Origin of the sequence: Rhizobium sp. P28RR-XV, from assembly GCF_012641385.1 — a bacterium.
GTDB lineage: Bacteria > Pseudomonadota > Alphaproteobacteria > Rhizobiales > Rhizobiaceae > Rhizobium.
Map to the genome: position 1 here is coordinate 84,224 of NZ_JABAIG010000006.1, position 16,180 is coordinate 100,403.

At 60.7% G+C, this 16,180-nt stretch carries 17 protein-coding genes; 10 read left to right on the forward strand and 7 right to left on the reverse strand.

Going from position 1 to position 16,180, the window contains the following annotated elements:
• The 3 genes from HGP12_RS14160 to HGP12_RS14170 all read left to right on the forward strand — a co-directional run bounded on the left by HGP12_RS14160 (position 1) and on the right by HGP12_RS14170 (position 1,886).
• Entirely contained in the window at positions 1-774 is a 774-nt protein-coding gene (locus tag HGP12_RS14160; RefSeq protein ID WP_168842285.1) for a thiazole synthase, read from the forward strand.
• Positions 771-1,382: a thiamine phosphate synthase gene (locus tag HGP12_RS14165; RefSeq protein ID WP_168842284.1), complete on the forward strand. Its 612-nt coding sequence runs from the start codon at positions 771-773 to the stop codon at positions 1,380-1,382. The genes HGP12_RS14160 and HGP12_RS14165 overlap by 4 nt, the downstream gene beginning before the upstream one ends.
• A 156-nt stretch (positions 1,383-1,538) precedes the next feature.
• Positions 1,539-1,886 (forward strand): hypothetical protein, encoded by a 348-nt coding sequence (locus tag HGP12_RS14170; RefSeq protein ID WP_168842283.1) that lies wholly within the window; start codon positions 1,539-1,541, stop codon positions 1,884-1,886.
• Positions 1,887-1,998: 112 nt separating this feature from the next.
• Here the strand turns inward: HGP12_RS14170 and HGP12_RS14175 are convergent, their stop codons facing one another.
• Positions 1,999-2,859 carry a DUF1989 domain-containing protein gene (locus tag HGP12_RS14175; protein WP_168842282.1) on the reverse strand — a complete coding sequence of 287 codons (861 nt, stop codon included), beginning with the start codon at positions 2,857-2,859 and terminating at the stop codon, positions 1,999-2,001.
• A gap of 128 nt (positions 2,860-2,987) precedes the next feature.
• Between HGP12_RS14175 and HGP12_RS14180 the strand changes: the two genes are divergently transcribed.
• Positions 2,988-3,872, forward strand: coding sequence for a LysR substrate-binding domain-containing protein (locus tag HGP12_RS14180; RefSeq protein WP_168842281.1), 885 nt, complete (start codon positions 2,988-2,990; stop codon positions 3,870-3,872).
• Between the two features lie 76 nt (positions 3,873-3,948).
• Here HGP12_RS14180 and HGP12_RS14185 read toward each other — a convergent pair whose 3' ends face one another.
• The 4 genes from HGP12_RS14185 to HGP12_RS14200 all read right to left on the reverse strand — a co-directional run bounded on the left by HGP12_RS14185 (position 3,949) and on the right by HGP12_RS14200 (position 6,688).
• The gene (locus HGP12_RS14185) at positions 3,949-4,350 is read right to left on the reverse strand and encodes a type II toxin-antitoxin system tRNA(fMet)-specific endonuclease VapC (protein ID WP_168842280.1); all 402 of its coding nucleotides are present in this window, start codon (positions 4,348-4,350) and stop codon (positions 3,949-3,951) included.
• Positions 4,350-4,583: a type II toxin-antitoxin system VapB family antitoxin gene (gene vapB / locus HGP12_RS14190; protein WP_168842279.1), complete on the reverse strand. Its 234-nt coding sequence runs from the start codon at positions 4,581-4,583 to the stop codon at positions 4,350-4,352. Before vapB ends, HGP12_RS14185 begins: the two co-directional genes overlap by 1 nt.
• A 143-nt stretch (positions 4,584-4,726) precedes the next feature.
• On the reverse strand, positions 4,727-5,731 hold the full coding sequence (locus tag HGP12_RS14195; protein WP_168842278.1) for a LacI family DNA-binding transcriptional regulator: 1,005 nt from the start codon (positions 5,729-5,731) through the stop codon (positions 4,727-4,729).
• 72 nt (positions 5,732-5,803) lie between these two features.
• Entirely contained in the window at positions 5,804-6,688 is an 885-nt protein-coding gene (locus HGP12_RS14200; protein WP_168842277.1) for a LysR family transcriptional regulator, read from the reverse strand.
• A gap of 114 nt (positions 6,689-6,802) precedes the next feature.
• On the opposite strand from HGP12_RS14200, the gene HGP12_RS14205 reads away from it, so the two are divergent.
• Positions 6,803-6,988 carry a 4-oxalocrotonate tautomerase gene (locus HGP12_RS14205; protein WP_120667565.1) on the forward strand — a complete coding sequence of 62 codons (186 nt, stop codon included), beginning with the start codon at positions 6,803-6,805 and terminating at the stop codon, positions 6,986-6,988.
• A gap of 39 nt (positions 6,989-7,027) precedes the next feature.
• Here HGP12_RS14205 and HGP12_RS14210 read toward each other — a convergent pair whose 3' ends face one another.
• On the reverse strand, positions 7,028-7,294 hold the full coding sequence (locus HGP12_RS14210; RefSeq protein WP_168842276.1) for a hypothetical protein: 267 nt from the start codon (positions 7,292-7,294) through the stop codon (positions 7,028-7,030).
• Positions 7,295-7,452: 158 nt separating this feature from the next.
• The gene (locus tag HGP12_RS14215; protein ID WP_168842275.1) at positions 7,453-7,914 is read right to left on the reverse strand and encodes an Lrp/AsnC family transcriptional regulator; all 462 of its coding nucleotides are present in this window, start codon (positions 7,912-7,914) and stop codon (positions 7,453-7,455) included.
• Positions 7,915-8,098: 184 nt separating this feature from the next.
• Between HGP12_RS14215 and putA the strand changes: the two genes are divergently transcribed.
• From putA to HGP12_RS14240, 5 genes are all read left to right on the forward strand, one after another.
• Positions 8,099-11,803, forward strand: a complete 3,705-nt coding sequence (putA, locus tag HGP12_RS14220; RefSeq protein ID WP_168842274.1) for a trifunctional transcriptional regulator/proline dehydrogenase/L-glutamate gamma-semialdehyde dehydrogenase — start codon at positions 8,099-8,101, stop codon at positions 11,801-11,803.
• Between the two features lie 268 nt (positions 11,804-12,071).
• A complete protein-coding gene (locus HGP12_RS14225; RefSeq protein WP_312862891.1) occupies positions 12,072-13,031 on the forward strand; it encodes a LacI family DNA-binding transcriptional regulator in 960 nt (319 codons plus the stop codon).
• 44 nt (positions 13,032-13,075) lie between these two features.
• Positions 13,076-14,314, forward strand: a complete 1,239-nt coding sequence (locus tag HGP12_RS14230) for an ABC transporter substrate-binding protein (RefSeq protein WP_168842361.1) — start codon at positions 13,076-13,078, stop codon at positions 14,312-14,314.
• A 67-nt stretch (positions 14,315-14,381) separates the two neighbouring features.
• On the forward strand, positions 14,382-15,299 hold the full coding sequence (locus HGP12_RS14235; protein ID WP_168842273.1) for a carbohydrate ABC transporter permease: 918 nt from the start codon (positions 14,382-14,384) through the stop codon (positions 15,297-15,299).
• Positions 15,296-16,159, forward strand: a complete 864-nt coding sequence (locus HGP12_RS14240; protein ID WP_168842272.1) for a carbohydrate ABC transporter permease — start codon at positions 15,296-15,298, stop codon at positions 16,157-16,159. Before HGP12_RS14235 ends, HGP12_RS14240 begins: the two co-directional genes overlap by 4 nt.
• The last annotated feature ends 21 nt before the right edge of the window (positions 16,160-16,180 follow it).

A 16,180-nucleotide genomic window follows, 5' to 3' on the forward strand; every position in this document is an offset into this window, starting at 1 on the left:
ATGTTCGAGCTCTACGGAACCGAGATCCGATCGCGTCTTCTTCTCGGCACGGCGCGCTACCCCTCCCCGGCCGTGCTGGCCGAATCGGTCCAGCGCTCCGAAACCGAAATCGTCACCGTATCGCTGCGCCGGGAAACGGCCGGCGGCCGCAATGGCGGCGCCTTCTTCGACATGATTCGCGAACTTGGCGTTCGCGTTCTTCCCAATACCGCCGGCTGCCATGGTGTCTCGGAAGCGGTGCTAACGGCGAAGATGGCGCGCGAGGTCTTCCGAACCAACTGGATCAAGCTGGAGGTGATCGGCAACCACGACACATTGCAGCCGGATGTTTTCTCGCTGGTGGAAGCAGCCAGAATCCTCACAGACGAGGGATTCGAGGTCTTTCCCTATACGACGGACGATCTCGTCGTCGCCGAGCGGCTGCTGGAGGCCGGATGTAAGGTGCTGATGCCCTGGTGCGCACCGATCGGTACGGCGGCCGGGCCGCTCAATCTTTCCGCTCTCCGCTCTATGAGGGCGCATTTTCCGGAAACACCTTTGATCGTGGATGCCGGCATCGGCAGGCCCTCGCATGCGGCCACAGTCATGGAACTCGGCTTCGATGCGGTGCTGCTCAATACGGCCGTCGCCGGTGCCGGCGACCCGGCCACGATGGCGGAAGCTTTCGCCAAGGCGATTGATGCCGGCAGACAGGCATTCGGCGCGGGCATGCTGGAACCGCGCGACATGGCGGTGCCGTCGACGCCGGTCATCGGAAAGGCGGTTTTCTCATGACACTCGATCCCTTCTACCTGATCGTCGATAGTGCTGCCTGGATAAAGAGGCTGGTGCCGCTCGGCGTCAAACTGGTGCAATTGCGCATCAAGGATCGCACGCCGTCGGAAATTCGTACGGAGATTCGCGAATCAAAGGCAATTTGCGCCGCGCATGGATGCCAGTTGATCGTCAACGATTATTGGCAGCTCGCGATCGAAGAAGGCTGCGACTTCATCCATCTCGGCCAGGAGGACCTTGCCGCTGCCGATCCCTCGGCCATTCGCGCCGCCGGATTGAAACTGGGGCTATCGACACATGACGAAACGGAGTTGGCGGCAGCACTTGCGGCCACGCCAGATTATATAGCCCTCGGACCGATCTATCCGACCATCCTCAAGGCCATGGCCTGGGCGCCGCAGGGCCTTGCGCGCATCGGCGAATGGAAAAGCCGTATCGGCAACCTCCCGCTTGTCGCAATCGGCGGGTTGACGGTCGAACGCCTTGGCGGCGTATTTGACCATGGTGCCGATATCGCCGCCGTGGTGACCGATATCACCCGAAATCCGGATCCCGAATCGCGGACGCTGGAATGGATAAGAGCAACGCGGCCGATACCGCCGCGCTGAACTATCGTGCCGAAATCGCAGCTTAGGCCTGTTTTTCAATCTCTTGCCCGATGAACGACGCATTCATCAAATATTCAGCTGAACATAATCATGCTTAAGACGTTGAATAAATGACTCGCGCATTCGCTGAGCATAAAGGCTGCTTTGGAGGTAGTCATGATAAAGAAGACGGTTCTTACGGTTATGCTGGCCGCTGCGGTGGTAGGCGGCGCATTGGCGCCCGTCAGCAACGCACAGGCACAGTATTACGACGGCCGCGGTCGCGGCGACTGGCGTGGCCACGACGACTGGCGTCGCCATCATCACCATGGCAATGGCGGCGCGATCGCCGGCGGTGTTGCTGCGGGTCTCCTCGGCGGACTGATCGTCGGCGGCGCCCTTGCCAATAGAGGTCCGGTGTACGAAGCACCCCCGCCGCGGCCGAGGTGCTGGTACGAGGACCGTCAGGTCGACAACGCCTATGACGACGGTTGGCACTACGAACGTGTTCGCGTCTGCGACTAAGCAATCAACCGAGTTCTGCCCTTTGGCAGATGCTTGGCCTGACGGACGACTTTGAGATTGCCGGCGGCCGAAACCGCCGGCAAACTTTTTTGGAGCCTTTCGGACGATCGAGCTACAGGCCGTGCGTCCGCGGATAGGCATTGCGCTCCGGAAATACCCTGCTGGCAAGGCTTACGGGCTCGGGCCGCCAAATCTCCACCCGCAACGGATAGCAGGGCACCGTATCGCTCGAATGTTCACTGCCGCAATCACCGCCCGGGCAGGCCGAAAGAGCGCCAAGAAGGTCGATCTCGGCGAAGAACTCGATGAAATCGCCCGGCCGCACCGGACTTGCCTTCATGAAATATTGATAGGTGTCGCGCGTGAAACCGGTACACATGAAGACGTTCAGCACGTCATGGACGTGAAACTCGGCTTCCCGGACGGAAATCTTCAGTTCCTTGGCGAGGGCGCGCGACAGGTTGGAATGGCAGCAATGGTGATAGTTGTCACCGTTCAGCAGCCGGTTCGTGTAGGGATCGCAACGCGTGCCGATGACATCGTGGATGCCGGCTCCATCCGCATCAAAACCATACCAGCCGAGCGTATCGTGGGTAATCGTCGCCATCGGCCGCAGATAAGGCAGATTACTCCATAACCTGTCCCCGACGCCGACATGCGTGCCGTGCAGCGCACGGGTCTTGCCGCTGAAGAACCGTTCCGAAAGATCATCGGCATTCCACAGATTGAGGTCGCCAACCTGCGAGCCATCCACGCCGACGATGCGAAAGAAATGTCCTTTGGGCACGCGAAAGCAGCCGCCATCGCGCGGCGGCACGGTGATGTCTTCTATCTTGGCCACGTCCCGCCGCGCAGCACGCAGCACATCCATATCGGCCGGCGGCAGCGTCCCGTTCGGATAGACGACGACGGGCGGCTTACGGCGCCGCTCCTCGGCATCTGCAGGAGCAGGCATATCAAAAAGATTATCCATAGCGACGTTTCATTCCTTACCGATTTTAGAACCGAGCCATTCGTTTGCGCAGCAATGTAAGGATATAAGCTTCTCGCGCAACGTCGATTGCACTTGTGCTTTGGCTAAGTCTTACTTAGCCTTGAGGGATGCAACCTATTCCGCTTGCCTCCCTTCGCGCCTTCGAGGCCGCCATCCGTCATGAGAGCTTCGCCAAAGCAGCGAGCGAACTCAATCTCACGGCTGCGGCAATAAGCCAGCATGTGCGCACGGTGGAGGAGTGGCTTGGCATCAGGCTCTTTACCCGCCATGCCCGCGGCGTGACTGCGACGATAGCGGGCCGCGAATTCGGGACGGCGGTCGCAAGTGGTCTTGGACATATCGAGATCGCCGCTCGGCGGTTGACGCTGGATGGCAATGAGCGGCCCGTCAGCGTCGCATGCATTGCGTCCGTCGCCACCCGATGGTTGATACCGCGATTGCCGGCATTCAGGAATGAGCATCCCGAGATTCATATCAATATCGTCTACGCGCTCGACGCGAGGACGCCGGAAGCAGCGAGCGTCGATCTGCTGATACGCCATGGACCGAGACCTGGCGCAAACGCCATCTCAATTCTGAGCGCGGAGACGAGGCCGACCTGCTCGGCAGAATACGAGCGTCGTCATGGCCCTGTCAGGAAGCCAGCCGATCTTCTCGATCTGGATCTCTTGCACGACGAAACGACGGCAGCCTGGACACGCTGGTTCGCCCTCGACGATATCTACCACCCCCTAAAGCCCGGCCCGATCTTTGCCGATTTCAGCCTGATGATCGCTTCTGTCATCGGCGGGCAAGGTGTAGGTCTTTGCCCGACCGCGCTCATTGCCGAGGAACTGGCCAGTGGCACACTGGTCACCCTATCCGATACGCCGTTGGATACGGAAAAATCCTATTGGCTGCTTGAGGCCAGCCGCCTTTCCGATGAGGCTGAAACGTTCCGCGACTGGCTGATTGCCGCCAATGGCCAAGCCGCTTCGGCCACGGATCTGTGAATAACCTTGTTAGACGAATTTGCAGGGTCAGGCCTTTCCCGTACCTGCAGGAAGGCCATCGCGTTCGCGGCGATGGCTACACCCAATTCTCCACCCGGAGACCGGGCATACGGATAAACTCCTTCATGTTGTTCGTCACCACAATCAGTCCCTCGCTGCGAGCATGGGCACCGATCTGCATGTCGTGCGGACCACAACACGGAGTTCCGGCGCGTTCCAACTCGGCCCGAACCTGTCCGTAATGCGCAGCCGCCTTGTCGCCGAACTGCAGAACCTCCAACCGCGCCACGAAATGCTCGATGGCAGTCAAGTTTTCCATGCGCCGGGCTGATTTTTCCGCGCCGTAGTGCAACTCACCAAGCGTTATGCTCGATATGCAAAGCTGTTCCGCCAGCGCGTTAAACTTCTCTCGAATGGTGGGCGGATAGGTCTTCATCACATAGATGCAAATATTGGTATCGAGCATATAGGTCAGCATCAGAAGGACTCGCGTTCCTCCACCGCCGGCTGTTCGCGCTTGCCGAGGAAGTCGTCACCAGCACGGGGGCCATGCAGGAAGAGATCATCCCATCGCTTGCCCTGGGGCACGATCACACGACTGCGGCCGATCTTCAGGATGTCGACCTGATGCACGTCCTCGGGGAACGCGACAGCCTTGGGGAGACGCACCGCCTGGCTTCGGTTGCTGATGAATACAGTCGAACTCGTCATGTCCGCCTCCTGATTCTTGGGATATGCAATTGGGATATACTTAGCTCCGCGAGCTCAAAAATTCAAGATGTCGCCTCGCCATACGACATCGATTATCGCGCCAATCCTCGCAACCATTCCATAGTCGACAAGCGTGGTGAGGCTCAAAAGCTTTCAGGGGTAATGGTCAGAAAACGGACCGGTTCGGGATCGATATCGGTATCGATCAGACCCAGCCGCTTCAGCGTCAGGTCGATGGCACGGCGGGCCTGAACTTCCGGAGCCTGATCGAGAACGATCGTCATCAAGCCTTGCCTGAGGTAGCCCCGCGTCGCATCGGATAATTCATGGCCGACCCAGAAGACGGGGCGCTGACGATGCCGGCGCAGAACCGTGGCGATGGCGGCATTGTCGCCGCCGGCGCTATAGAGGCCGGCAATATCGGGATATCTCGCAAAGGCGTTCGTCAACAATTCCATCGTCTTCATCTCGTCGTCCTCGTCGAACATGACCTCGGCGAAACGATGGGCCGGATTGGCATCCGCGGATAAGTAGTTGGAAAATCCGCGGATGCGCGCCTTGTGGTTCTCGTAAGCGCCGCTGTGGCACAATGCGACGAAGGTGCCAGCGATGCCGGCCTGCATGCGCGCCGTGTAGAAAGCGGCCGTGCGACCGGCGGCCTCGTTATCGATCCCGACATAGGCGAGTTCCGGCGCCGGCCGCGTCATGATCTGAACGACAGGAATGCCGGCGGCGGCGGCCTTGCGAACGCTGCCGACCACATCGGGATGATCAGGCGCGACAACGATCAAGGCTGAACGACGTGTCTGAGGGTTTGCGATATGACGCGAGAAATCGGCAGGATCGTCCTCGCGCGCAAACGTCCGCTGAATAAGAATGTCCTTGTCGAGCAGGGCGGCGATGCGCTCGAAGGCGCGATTGAGCCTCGAGTAGAAATAGGTCTCAGGCCGGAGCAGCACGACCTCGATGCGCACCAGGCCGTGCCTGGCGCCGGCAAGCGGCGCGCGATAGCCAAGCCGTTTGGCCGCGATGAAGATCTTCTCCGCGGTCTCCGGCAACACGTTGCCACGCCCGTTCAGCGCGCGCTCGACCGTCGCGGCTCCGACGCCCGCGGCAGCCGCCACGTCCTTCAATGTAACCTTGGCCACGCTTCCCCTCGCCCTCCAAGCCGATGATCAGAATTGATCATAGATTCGCAGCCGGCGAAAGAGGGTCGACCATCAGCCGAAGCGGGCCACGAGAAAATCGATGACACTGCGCAGCATTGCCGTCGGACGCCGATCCGGCGCATAGACCAAATGCATCGGTGTCGGCTTGTACGACCATTGCGGCAGCACCGGCTCAAGCCGGCCGGCGTCGAGATCGGCCGCGAGCAGCAGTTCCGGCTGCAGCACGATACCGGCTCCATGCAGGGCGGCAACACGCAGAGCCCCGCCCTGGTTCGTGGTGAACCGGCCCCTTATGGCGATTTCGCGGACTTCTCCTTCCGGGCCGACGAGATGCCAGCGGCCCTGCAGGCGCCAGTAGGAATGGCCGAGGCATAGATGATTGGCGAGATCCTCAGGGGTTTCAGGCCGGCCACAGCGGGCGAGATAATCCGGCGATGCCGCCAAAATGCGCCGATAGGGTTTCAACGGACGAGCCACGAGATTGGTGTCCGTCAGCTCGCCGATATGGAAGCCGAGTTCGTAGCCCTCGCCGATCAGATCATGCGGATTGTTGTCGAGCGCCAGATCGACGCTGACATCGAGATTCTCATGCAGATAGTCGACAAGCGCCGGCACGAGGCTCTGCGTCCCGAAGCTGACAGGCGCGACGAGCCGCAGGCGTCCGCGCGGAGCCGATTGCAGTTCGGATGCCGAGGACTCGGCCAGCTCGACCTCCGCCAGCACCGTCTTGCAGCGTTCGTAATAGAGCCTGCCGACCTCCGTTAGCTGGTGGCGGCGCGTGGTCCGGTGAAGCAGGCGCGCGCCGAGCCGCTGCTCGATCGTCCTGACATGTTTGGCGACCATGGTTGATGACACCTGACTGATGTCGGCCGCGGCGGCGAAGCTGCCATGCTCGACCACTCTGACGAACATCGCCATACCGGCCAACTTGTCCACGATTGCATACCTATAGGTTCGGAGTGAAGCAAATGTGAGCGTATTTATCGCCTACGGGTTTTGCAAGATAGTCCGCGGTGCCTACGTCAGGCCATAATCTATCAAGGAGTCACCATGCCCATCCTTCGCTTGGAAATGCATCCCGGACGCACGCAGGACCAGAAGCGCGCCTTCGTTCGTGAGGCGACCAGGGTCGCCGTCGAAACGCTCGTTTGCCCGCCGGAATCGGTGGAGATCGTCATTACCGAGATCTCGAAGGATTCTTGGGCAACGGCGGGCAAACTGAAATCCGATAATTGATCCGATTTCATGATGATGGCCTGGCGATCGTAACCGACGTCAGGCCTCGTTCGGCATCAGGTTCCGGCGTCCCCAGGCCTCGGCCCAATCCATCAGGCGCACCATCTCCTGCTTGAGAGCGTGGGAACGGATGATATCGGCTGCGTGGTTCGGATTGGTGCGCGGGTTGTAGAATACGCCGATCTCTTCGCCATTCTCCCGCCTTGCCGCCTCCAGGCGGGATTTCACGTCCTCGACTTCGGCCTTCACCGCAAAATACCGCTTCATGACCTCGACAAGGTCGCGGTCTCCGGCATTGGTCTCCATGCGCACTCCATCTCAACTATTTCAGCTTGCTTATTTTAGCGTCTCGCAATGATCCGATTCGGATGGCAAAATCTAGGCCATTGTTTAGCCGGCAAGATGAGTTGGCCGATGGGAGGCTCATTAAGCGCGTGAGAGCGTGCACGGTGGGCGAAGCGGTTTCACGACCAGTTTTCCTTGACCGACTGCATCACCACATTGGTCGATGTACTGGCCACGAAAGGCAGGCTGGAAATTTTTTCGCCAAGAACGATGCGGTAGCGGCGAATGTCCGAGGTCCGCACCTTGAGGAGATAATCGAAGCGGCCGGCGATCATGTGGCACTCCTCGATTTCCTTGATCTTCTTGACGGCGTTGTTGAAGCTGAGCAAAGCTTCCTCGCGGGTATCCGTCAGCTTCACTTCGGCAAAGGCGACGTGGTCGAGGCCGAGCTTGATCGGATTGAGTATGGCCTTGAAGCCATCGATATAGCCGGAATCGATCAGTTTCTTCAGGCGCGCCTGACATGGGGTCTTGGAAAGACCGACCCGCTCGGAAAGCTCGGTGATCGACATGCGGCCGTCCTCGACCAGCGCGTCGAGGATTTTTTGGTCGAATTGGTCAATTTCACTGGGTTTTGTCATTTTAGCAGGCATTCCTATTTGAAATCAGCGCTATTGAAGTTCAATATGACTGGAAAGCCGCAGTTTCAAGGCGGAACGCTTTTCTGGAATGAAGTATGTTCTGATCGAAGCAACGGGAGGGCTGCGTGGGGCGATATCGCCGACGCCCACAAGGCCATCGGGACCCTTGCACCTTGAGGTTATCATGACTGTCTCTGCCAAGCTCGCCACTGAAGAACCAGCTCCAGACGCTGCCCCATTTTCGAATTTCGCGCCGCCCATTCGTGAACAAAGCCCGCTCCGTCTGGCGATCACCGCCGCCTACCGGCGGCCCGAAACCGAATGCCTGCCCACGCTGATCGAGGCGGCCACCCTGCCGGAATCCTCCCGCGAGGCGGCAAGGAAGACGGCCAAAAAGCTGATCGAAGCATTGCGCGCCAAGCATAAGGGCGATGGCGTCGAGGGACTGGTGCAGGAATATTCCCTTTCGAGCCAGGAAGGCGTTGCGCTGATGTGCCTTGCCGAGGCACTGCTGCGCATTCCCGACACCGCGACGCGCGATGCGCTGATCCGCGACAAGATCGCCGGCGGCGACTGGAAGGCGCATCTGGGCGGCGGCCGCTCGATGTTCGTCAACGCCGCCACCTGGGGACTGGTCGTCACCGGCAAGCTGACATCGACCGTCAGCGAAGGTGGGCTTTCCGCCGCGCTGACAAAGCTGATTGCCCGCGCTGGCGAGCCGGTCATCCGCCGTGGCGTCGACATGGCCATGCGCATGATGGGCGAGCAGTTCGTCACGGGCGAGACGATCGACGAGGCATTGCGGCGCGCCCGCTCGCTTGAGGCGAAAGGCTTCCGCTATTCCTACGACATGCTCGGCGAGGCCGCGACGACGCATGCCGATGCCGAGCGCTACTATCGCGACTATGAAAATGCGATCCATGCCATCGGCAAGGCATCGGCCGGCCGCGGCATCTATGAAGGTCCCGGCATCTCCATCAAGCTTTCCGCGCTGCACCCGCGCTATTCGCGTTCGCAGGCCGACAGGGTGATGGGCGAACTTCTGCCGAAGGTGAAGGCGCTGGCGCTGCTCTCCAAGCGTTATGATATCGGCCTGAACATCGACGCCGAAGAGGCCGACAGGCTGGAGCTCTCGCTCGATCTCCTGGAAGAACTGTGCCTCGATCCGGAGCTTTCCGGCTGGGATGGCATCGGCTTCGTGGTGCAGGCCTACGGCAAGCGTTGCCCCTTCGTCCTCGATTTCATCATCGATCTTGCCCGCCGCTCCGGGCATCGCCTCATGGTTCGCCTGGTCAAGGGCGCTTATTGGGACGCGGAGATCAAGCGCGCGCAGCTGGATGGCCTCGAAGGCTTCCCCGTCTATACCCGCAAGGTCTACACCGACGTCTCCTATATCGCCTGCGCCAGGAAGCTGCTGGCGGCGACCGATGTGGTCTTTCCGCAATTCGCTACCCACAACGCCCAGAGCCTGGCCACGATCTACCACATGGCCGGAAGCGATTTTTCCGTCGGCAAATACGAGTTCCAGTGCCTGCATGGCATGGGCGAACCGCTCTATGAAGAGGTCGTCGGCGCCCACAAGCTTGGCCGACCCTGCCGCATCTACGCACCCGTCGGCACGCATGAGACGCTGCTCGCCTATCTCGTCCGGCGCCTGCTGGAGAACGGTGCCAACTCCTCCTTCGTCCACAAGATCGCCGACCCCACCGTCCCTGTTTCCGAATTGATTGCCGATCCGGTCGAGCGCGTGCGCGCAATGGCTGTCGTCGGCAAGCAGCACGAGAAGATCGTGCGTCCTGCCGACCTGTTCGGCGGCGCGCGTCAGAATTCCAGCGGCGTCGATCTGTCGAACGAGATGGCGATCTCCGATCTATCCGCGCAGCTGCAGGCCTCCGCAGCCAGGGACTGGATCGCCAAGCCACTCCTTGCCGACGGCTCCGAGCGCGGCGTGGCCCGCGCGGTTCTCAACCCTGCCGACCATGCCGACGTCGTCGGCCACGTCACCGAACTCGAAACACAGGATGCTGCCGACGTCATGCGGCTGGCGGCGACCGCTGCCGAGTGTTGGGCCGCCGTGAGGCCCAACGAGCGTGCCGCCATATTGGAGCGTGCCGCCGACCTCATGCAAAGCGAGATGCCCGCCCTCGTCGGCCTCACCATCCGCGAAGCCGGCAAATCGGCTGCAAATGCCGTCGGCGAAATCAGGGAAGCGATCGACTTCCTTCGCTATTACGCCACACAGGCCCGCAAGGTCTTGAAGCCGGAAAGCGTGCCACTCGGCCCGGTGGTCTGCATCAGCCCATGGAATTTCCCACTGGCGATCTTCACAGGCCAGGTTGCGGCCGCACTCGTTGCCGGCAATCCTGTCGTCGCGAAACCCGCCGGCAATACACCGCTAATTGCCGCACAGGGTATCCGCATCCTGTATGAAGCCGGCATCCCGCGCGACGTGCTGCAATTTGCACCCGGCAGCGGCAGAATGGGTGCCGCGCTCGTCGGCTCGCCCGAAACCGCCGGCGTCATGTTCACCGGCTCGACGGAAGTCGCGCGCCTGATCCAGGCGCAGCTTGCCGAACGGCTTTCCAAATTCGGCAAGCCGATCCCGTTGATCGCCGAAACCGGTGGTCAGAACGGCATGATCGTCGACTCCTCGGCCCTTGCCGAACAGGTGGTCGGCGACGTGATTGCATCGGCCTTCGACAGCGCCGGACAGCGCTGCTCGGCATTGCGGGTCCTTTGCCTGCAGGAGGAAGTGGCGGATCGTACCCTGACCATGCTGCGCGGCGCGCTTCGCGAGCTCTCGGTCGGCAAGACCGATCGTCTTGCGGTCGATATCGGCCCGGTCATCGACGATAACGCCAAGCGCGGCATCGACGAACATATTGAGCGCATGCGCCAGCTTGGCTGCAACGTCGAACAGCTCGATCTTCCCGAGAGCGCCGGCAAGGGCACCTTCGTTGCCCCGACCATCATCGAGCTGAAGAAGCTGAGCGATCTCAAGCGGGAAGTGTTTGGCCCGGTTCTTCATATCATCCGCTATCAGCGCAAGGGACTGGACAAGCTCATCGCTGATATCAACGCCTCCGGCTACGGCCTGACTTTCGGCCTGCATACCCGGCTCGACGATATGATCGCCCATGTGACCGGGCGTGTGCGGGCCGGCAACCTCTACGTCAACCGCAACATCATCGGCGCTGTCGTCGGCGTCCAGCCTTTCGGCGGACGTGGCCTTTCCGGCACCGGTCCGAAGGCGGGCGGCCCGATGTATCTACGTCGTCTGGTCGCCTCCTCGACCGAACCGTTGCGCGATGCCTCGGTGCAAAGCGATCCGGCCGCACAGCAGTTCATCGCCTGGCTCGAAAGCAAGGGGGCGGCGGACGCGGCAAAGCAGGCGCGCGCCGTCGCCGACCAGTCGTCGCTGGGCTTCAACATCGAGCTTCAAGGCCCGGTCGGCGAACTGAACCTTTACGCGCTGCATCCGCGCGGCAGGATCCTGCTCGCTCCGCAGACGGCCCTCGGCCTCAATGTCCAGATCGCCGCAGGGCTTGCGACAGGCAATTCGATCGTCATCGATGACGCATCGGGCTTGCAGGACGAGCTTCGCAACCTGCCGGCACAGGTCGCCAATCGCATCTCCTGGACGAAGGACTGGGCGGCGGACGGACCATTGGCCGGTGCCCTCATCGAGGGCGATGCCGCGCGGGTCCAACAGGCGATCAAGACGATCTCGGCAATTCCCGGCCCGCTGGTTCTCACCCAGGCGGCTTCGAGCGAAGAGATCGCCAAAAATGCCGATGCCTATTGCCTGAACTGGCTGCTCGAAGAGGTGACGACATCGATCAATACGGCCGCAGCCGGCGGCAACGCCAGCCTGATGACGATCGGATAACGTCTTTCGCAATTTGCAATTTACGCGGCGGCCGGACCGGAAAAGGTTCGGCCGCCGCTCTTTTTCCAGTCGGAAGACCCGAACCGTCCTCGCCCTTCGAGGCCATTTCGGCTTCGCTATAGAAATTCCTGAGAAAAGCTTTTCTCATATTGACTCTTCGATTGAGAAAAGCTTTTCTCAAGAAAATTCAAATGGGAGAAGACATCTGGAAAATCAGCGTGCGAAAAGCGGACGCGCAACGATTCACGATGTTGCGGCAGCTGCGGGCGTGAGCATCTCAACGGCATCCAAGGCCTTGAACAACACCGGCCGCATGGGCGAGAAAACCAGGGAAAGGGTCAAGCGCGCCGCTACCGAAATCGGCTTCCGTCCGAATGCGCTCGCCAGGGGGTTGCTCAGCAATCGCACCTTCACGATCGGTCTTCTGACCAATGATACATATGGTCGCTTCACGCTGCCGGTCATGGCCGGCATCACGGAGGCACTCGTCGATCATGGCGTCTCGGTCTTCCTTTGCACCATCGAGGACGATCCGGCACTTGGAAAGGTTCATGTGGACGCGATGCTGGACAAGCATGTGGATGGCATCATCGCCTCTGGAAAGCGGATCGACCGCCGCCTGCCGGTGGACCTGTCCAACCTGCCGGTCCCGGTCATCTATGCATTCACCGAGGGAGCGCCGGGAAGCGTCACCTTCTGCGCCGACGATTATCAGGGGGCGGCGCTTGCTGTCGAATGGCTGCAAGGGCTTGGCCGACAGCGCATCGCCCATGTGACCGGCCCTGAAAGCTTCGTTTCGGTACGCGAGCGCGCCAGGGCCTATCATGATCTCGCCGGAGGGGGCGAATTGCCTGTCATGTACGGCACGTGGTCGGAGGCCTGGGGTCACGAGGCGGTGGCGCAACTATGGGCTTCGTCAGGGGAAAAGCCGGATGCGATCTTCTGCGGCAACGATCAGATCGCCCGTGCGGTGGTCGATGCGCTTCGCGAGCGTGGCGTGCGGGTGCCGGACGATGTCTCGGTGGTCGGCTTCGACAATTGGGAGATCGTCGCCGCGCAGACCCGGCCGCCGCTGACGACGGTCGATATGAATCTTAAAGCGCTTGGCCGCGAGGCGGGGTTGACGGTCCTGGCCCTTGCAGAAGGACGCGACGTCGAACCTGGCATCAGAACTTTGCCGTGCGAGCTTATCGTGCGGCAATCGTGCGGGGGAAACCCCGATCGTTGACAGAGGAAAAGGGGCTGACGGGAGTAGCCCTGTGGGAGGAGAAGATGATGAAGCGCTTTCTGGCCGCAACCGGCCTCATATCCTTAATGCTTGCATCCGGTGCATCTGCCGAAAACATCTCCATGTGGGTTCGAAGCGGCATCGGCGATTCCTTCAAGAAGGTCGTCGAGGCCTATAATGCGGGCCATGACGACAAGGTCACGCTGACGGAAGTGCCATTTTCCGAACTGGTACAGAAATATGCGACCGCGATCGCCGGCGGGCAGGCGCCGGACGCCTTGTCGATGGACCTGATCTATACGCCGGCCTTTGCCGCCGCCGGGCAGCTGGAAGATCTAACGGACTGGGCGAAGAGCCTGCCCTATTTCAATTCCCTGTCGCCCTCGCATGTGAAGCTCGGCACCTATGACGGCCACATCTATGGCCTGCCTCTGTCGGTCGAAACCTCTGTCTTTGCCTGGAACAAGGATCTCTACCAGAAGGCGGGTCTCGACCCTGAAAAGGCCCCGGCCACCTGGGAAGAGATCGAGCAGAATGCCGAAAAGATCCGGGCGCTCGGCGGCGACACCTATGGCTTCTATTTCTCCGGCGGCGGCTGTGGCGGCTGCATGATCTTCACCTTCACACCACTCGTCTGGGGTGCCGGCGCCGATATTCTCTCCGCGGACGGCAAGACGGCGACACTCGACACACCGCAAATGCGCAAGGCCGTGGGCTTCTACCGCGACATGGTCAAAAAGGATCTGGTGCCGGCGGGAGCCGCGAGCGACACCGGCGCCAATTTCCTCAGCATCAGCAACGGCAAGATCGGCCAGCAGAGCATCGGCGCCTTCTCAATCGGCACGCTGATCACCCAATACCCCAATATCCACTTCGGCGTGACGCTGATCCCCGGCGCCGATGGCAAACCGTCATCCTTTGCCGGCGGCGACAATTTCGTCATCTCCAAGGGCACGAAGAAGCTCGATGCCGTGAAGAAGTTCCTCGAATATACCTATTCACTCGAGGGACAGAAGATCATGGCGAAATACGGCAGCCTGCCGACGCGCGGCGATATCGCCGATCAGGTGCTTCAGGGTCTGGATCCACGCATGCAGGTCGGGCTGAAGGCGATCGCCGTCGCCAAGACGCCCTATACGCTGCAGTTCAACGACCTGATCAACAGCGCCAATGGCCCCTGGGCGGGCTTCACCAATGCAGCCATCTTCGGAAGCGATGTCGATGGCGCATTCTCCAATGCCCAATCGGAAATGCAGTCGATCATCGACAACGCCCAACAATAATCAATCCATGAAAGCCGGGGAGCCTCAAGGCTTCCCGGTCCCTCCATCGCAACATCGGGAGCATTCCATGGCTGGCCCTGGAGCTATCGCAACCGCGCGTCGTCGAAAACAACGAAGTCGTGCCGGCTGGCACGGGTTTCTCTACATCGCGCCGGCCATGGCGCTCGTTATCGTCTTCTTCGTTCTGCCCGTGGCCTTCACCATCTGGATGAGCTTTCACAATTGGCCATTGCTCGGCAATCCCCGCTGGATCGGCTTCGGCAACTATATCCGCATGGTCTCCGACATGCGCTTCATGGCGGCGTTGCGCTTCACCGCCTATTACACCGTCATCGTGACCATTGCGATCTTCGCCGTCGCCTTCCCGCTCGCCTTCTTCGTCGAAAAGCACCGGCCGTTCGTCGGCTTCTACCGCACGATCATCTTCCTTCCCGTCGTCGTCGGGCTGGCAACGGCGTCGCTGCTCTGGGTCTGGCTCGCCAATGTCGACGCCGGCTTCTTCGCACCGGTCGCGCTGGCGCTTGGTCTCGTCGACAAAAGGCCGAACCTGCTTGCCGATTTCGATTTGGCCTTTGCAACGATCATCGTCATGGTGGTCTGGAAGATCGCCGGCTTCACAATGATCATTCTATTGACCGGCCTGCAGGCGATCCCCTCCGAATTGACGGAAGCCGCCCGGATCGACGGCGCGAAACGCTGGCAGCGGTTCCGGCATCTGACCCTGCCGCTGATGCGCCGCACGATCGCGCTCGCGCTGATCATTTCCATTACCGGCTCGGTGCTCGCCTTCGACCAGTTCTACATCATGACATCAGGCGGCCCGCAGAACCGGATGATTTCGGTGGTCTACTACATCTTCAACCAGTCCTTCGTGTCCTTCAATCTCGGCTATGGCGCGGCACTCTCGATCGCCCTCCTTGTCATCCTGGTGCTGATCAGCATCGTCCAGCTCTGGCTGCTTCGCGTCGGGGAGGACCGTCCATGACCACCGCTAAGGAACGGCGCGCGCGGCGCAAGCTGTGGGGTGGCATCGGCTACCATGGCATCGGCGTCGTCATCGTCATCTTCTTCTTCGCGCCTTTCGCGATCGCATTGCTGTCGTCCTTCCGGCATGGAACCGAGGCGAGCCTTCCGCCTCTGCCGCCATGGCCGACGACCGGTTTCAGTTTCGATGCTTACCGCTCGCTGAACGGCTTCGGCGCCGGCGTCATCCAGCATACGCTGAACTCGCTCTTCGTCTCGGTCGCAACCGTGCTTCTGACCGTCATCGTCAGCCTGCTCGCCGGCTACGGCTTCTCGCGCTATCATTTCCCCTTCAAGGGCGCGCTCTTCATCCTGATCATCGCGACGCTGATGATCCCGTTTCAGTCGATCCTGACCCCGCTCTTCATCATCCTGGCAAGGCTCGGCCTCAACAATTCGCTGATTGGCCTCACACTGGTCTACGTGACGCTGCAGCTTCCTTTCTCGGTCTTCATGATGCGCAACGCCTTCGACGCCGTACCGAAGGAAATCGAGGAGGCCGCGCGCATCGACGGCGCGCGCGATCTGAAACTGCTGTTCCGCGTTCTCCTCCCCTTGGTGCTGCCGGGTGTCGCGACCGTTGCGATCTTTGCCTTCCTCAATGCGTGGAACGAGTTCCTGGCGGCGTTGGTGCTCCTGTCGAACAACGAGAAATTCACCCTGCCGGTGCTGATGATCGCCGTCAGGACTGGCCGCCTTGGAGCCGTCAACTGGGGGGCAGTCCAGGCCGGCATCGCCGTCATGACCATCCCCTGCGTCATCGTCTTCCTGCTTCTGCAACGCTACTACATGCGCGGGCTGATGGCCGGCGCGGTGAAATAACCCTTTCAACAACGGATCAAA

Coding starts and splice junctions, on each gene's coding strand:
- HGP12_RS14170 (WP_168842283.1), top strand. CDS start 1,539: ATGATAAAGAAGACGGTTCTTACGGTTATGCTGGCCGCTGCGGTGGTA.
- putA (WP_168842274.1), top strand. CDS start 8,099: ATGACTGTCTCTGCCAAGCTCGCCACTGAAGAACCAGCTCCAGACGCT.
- HGP12_RS14185 (WP_168842280.1), bottom strand. CDS start 4,350: ATGCTGACCTATATGCTCGATACCAATATTTGCATCTATGTGATGAAG.
- HGP12_RS14235 (WP_168842273.1), top strand. CDS start 14,382: ATGGCTGGCCCTGGAGCTATCGCAACCGCGCGTCGTCGAAAACAACGA.
- HGP12_RS14240 (WP_168842272.1), top strand. CDS start 15,296: ATGACCACCGCTAAGGAACGGCGCGCGCGGCGCAAGCTGTGGGGTGGC.
- HGP12_RS14180 (WP_168842281.1), top strand. CDS start 2,988: ATGCAACCTATTCCGCTTGCCTCCCTTCGCGCCTTCGAGGCCGCCATC.
- HGP12_RS14230 (WP_168842361.1), top strand. CDS start 13,076: ATGATGAAGCGCTTTCTGGCCGCAACCGGCCTCATATCCTTAATGCTT.
- HGP12_RS14175 (WP_168842282.1), bottom strand. CDS start 2,859: ATGGATAATCTTTTTGATATGCCTGCTCCTGCAGATGCCGAGGAGCGG.
- HGP12_RS14205 (WP_120667565.1), top strand. CDS start 6,803: ATGCCCATCCTTCGCTTGGAAATGCATCCCGGACGCACGCAGGACCAG.
- HGP12_RS14215 (WP_168842275.1), bottom strand. CDS start 7,914: ATGACAAAACCCAGTGAAATTGACCAATTCGACCAAAAAATCCTCGAC.
- HGP12_RS14210 (WP_168842276.1), bottom strand. CDS start 7,294: ATGGAGACCAATGCCGGAGACCGCGACCTTGTCGAGGTCATGAAGCGG.
- vapB (WP_168842279.1), bottom strand. CDS start 4,583: ATGACGAGTTCGACTGTATTCATCAGCAACCGAAGCCAGGCGGTGCGT.
- HGP12_RS14160 (WP_168842285.1), top strand. CDS start 1: ATGTTCGAGCTCTACGGAACCGAGATCCGATCGCGTCTTCTTCTCGGC.
- HGP12_RS14165 (WP_168842284.1), top strand. CDS start 771: ATGACACTCGATCCCTTCTACCTGATCGTCGATAGTGCTGCCTGGATA.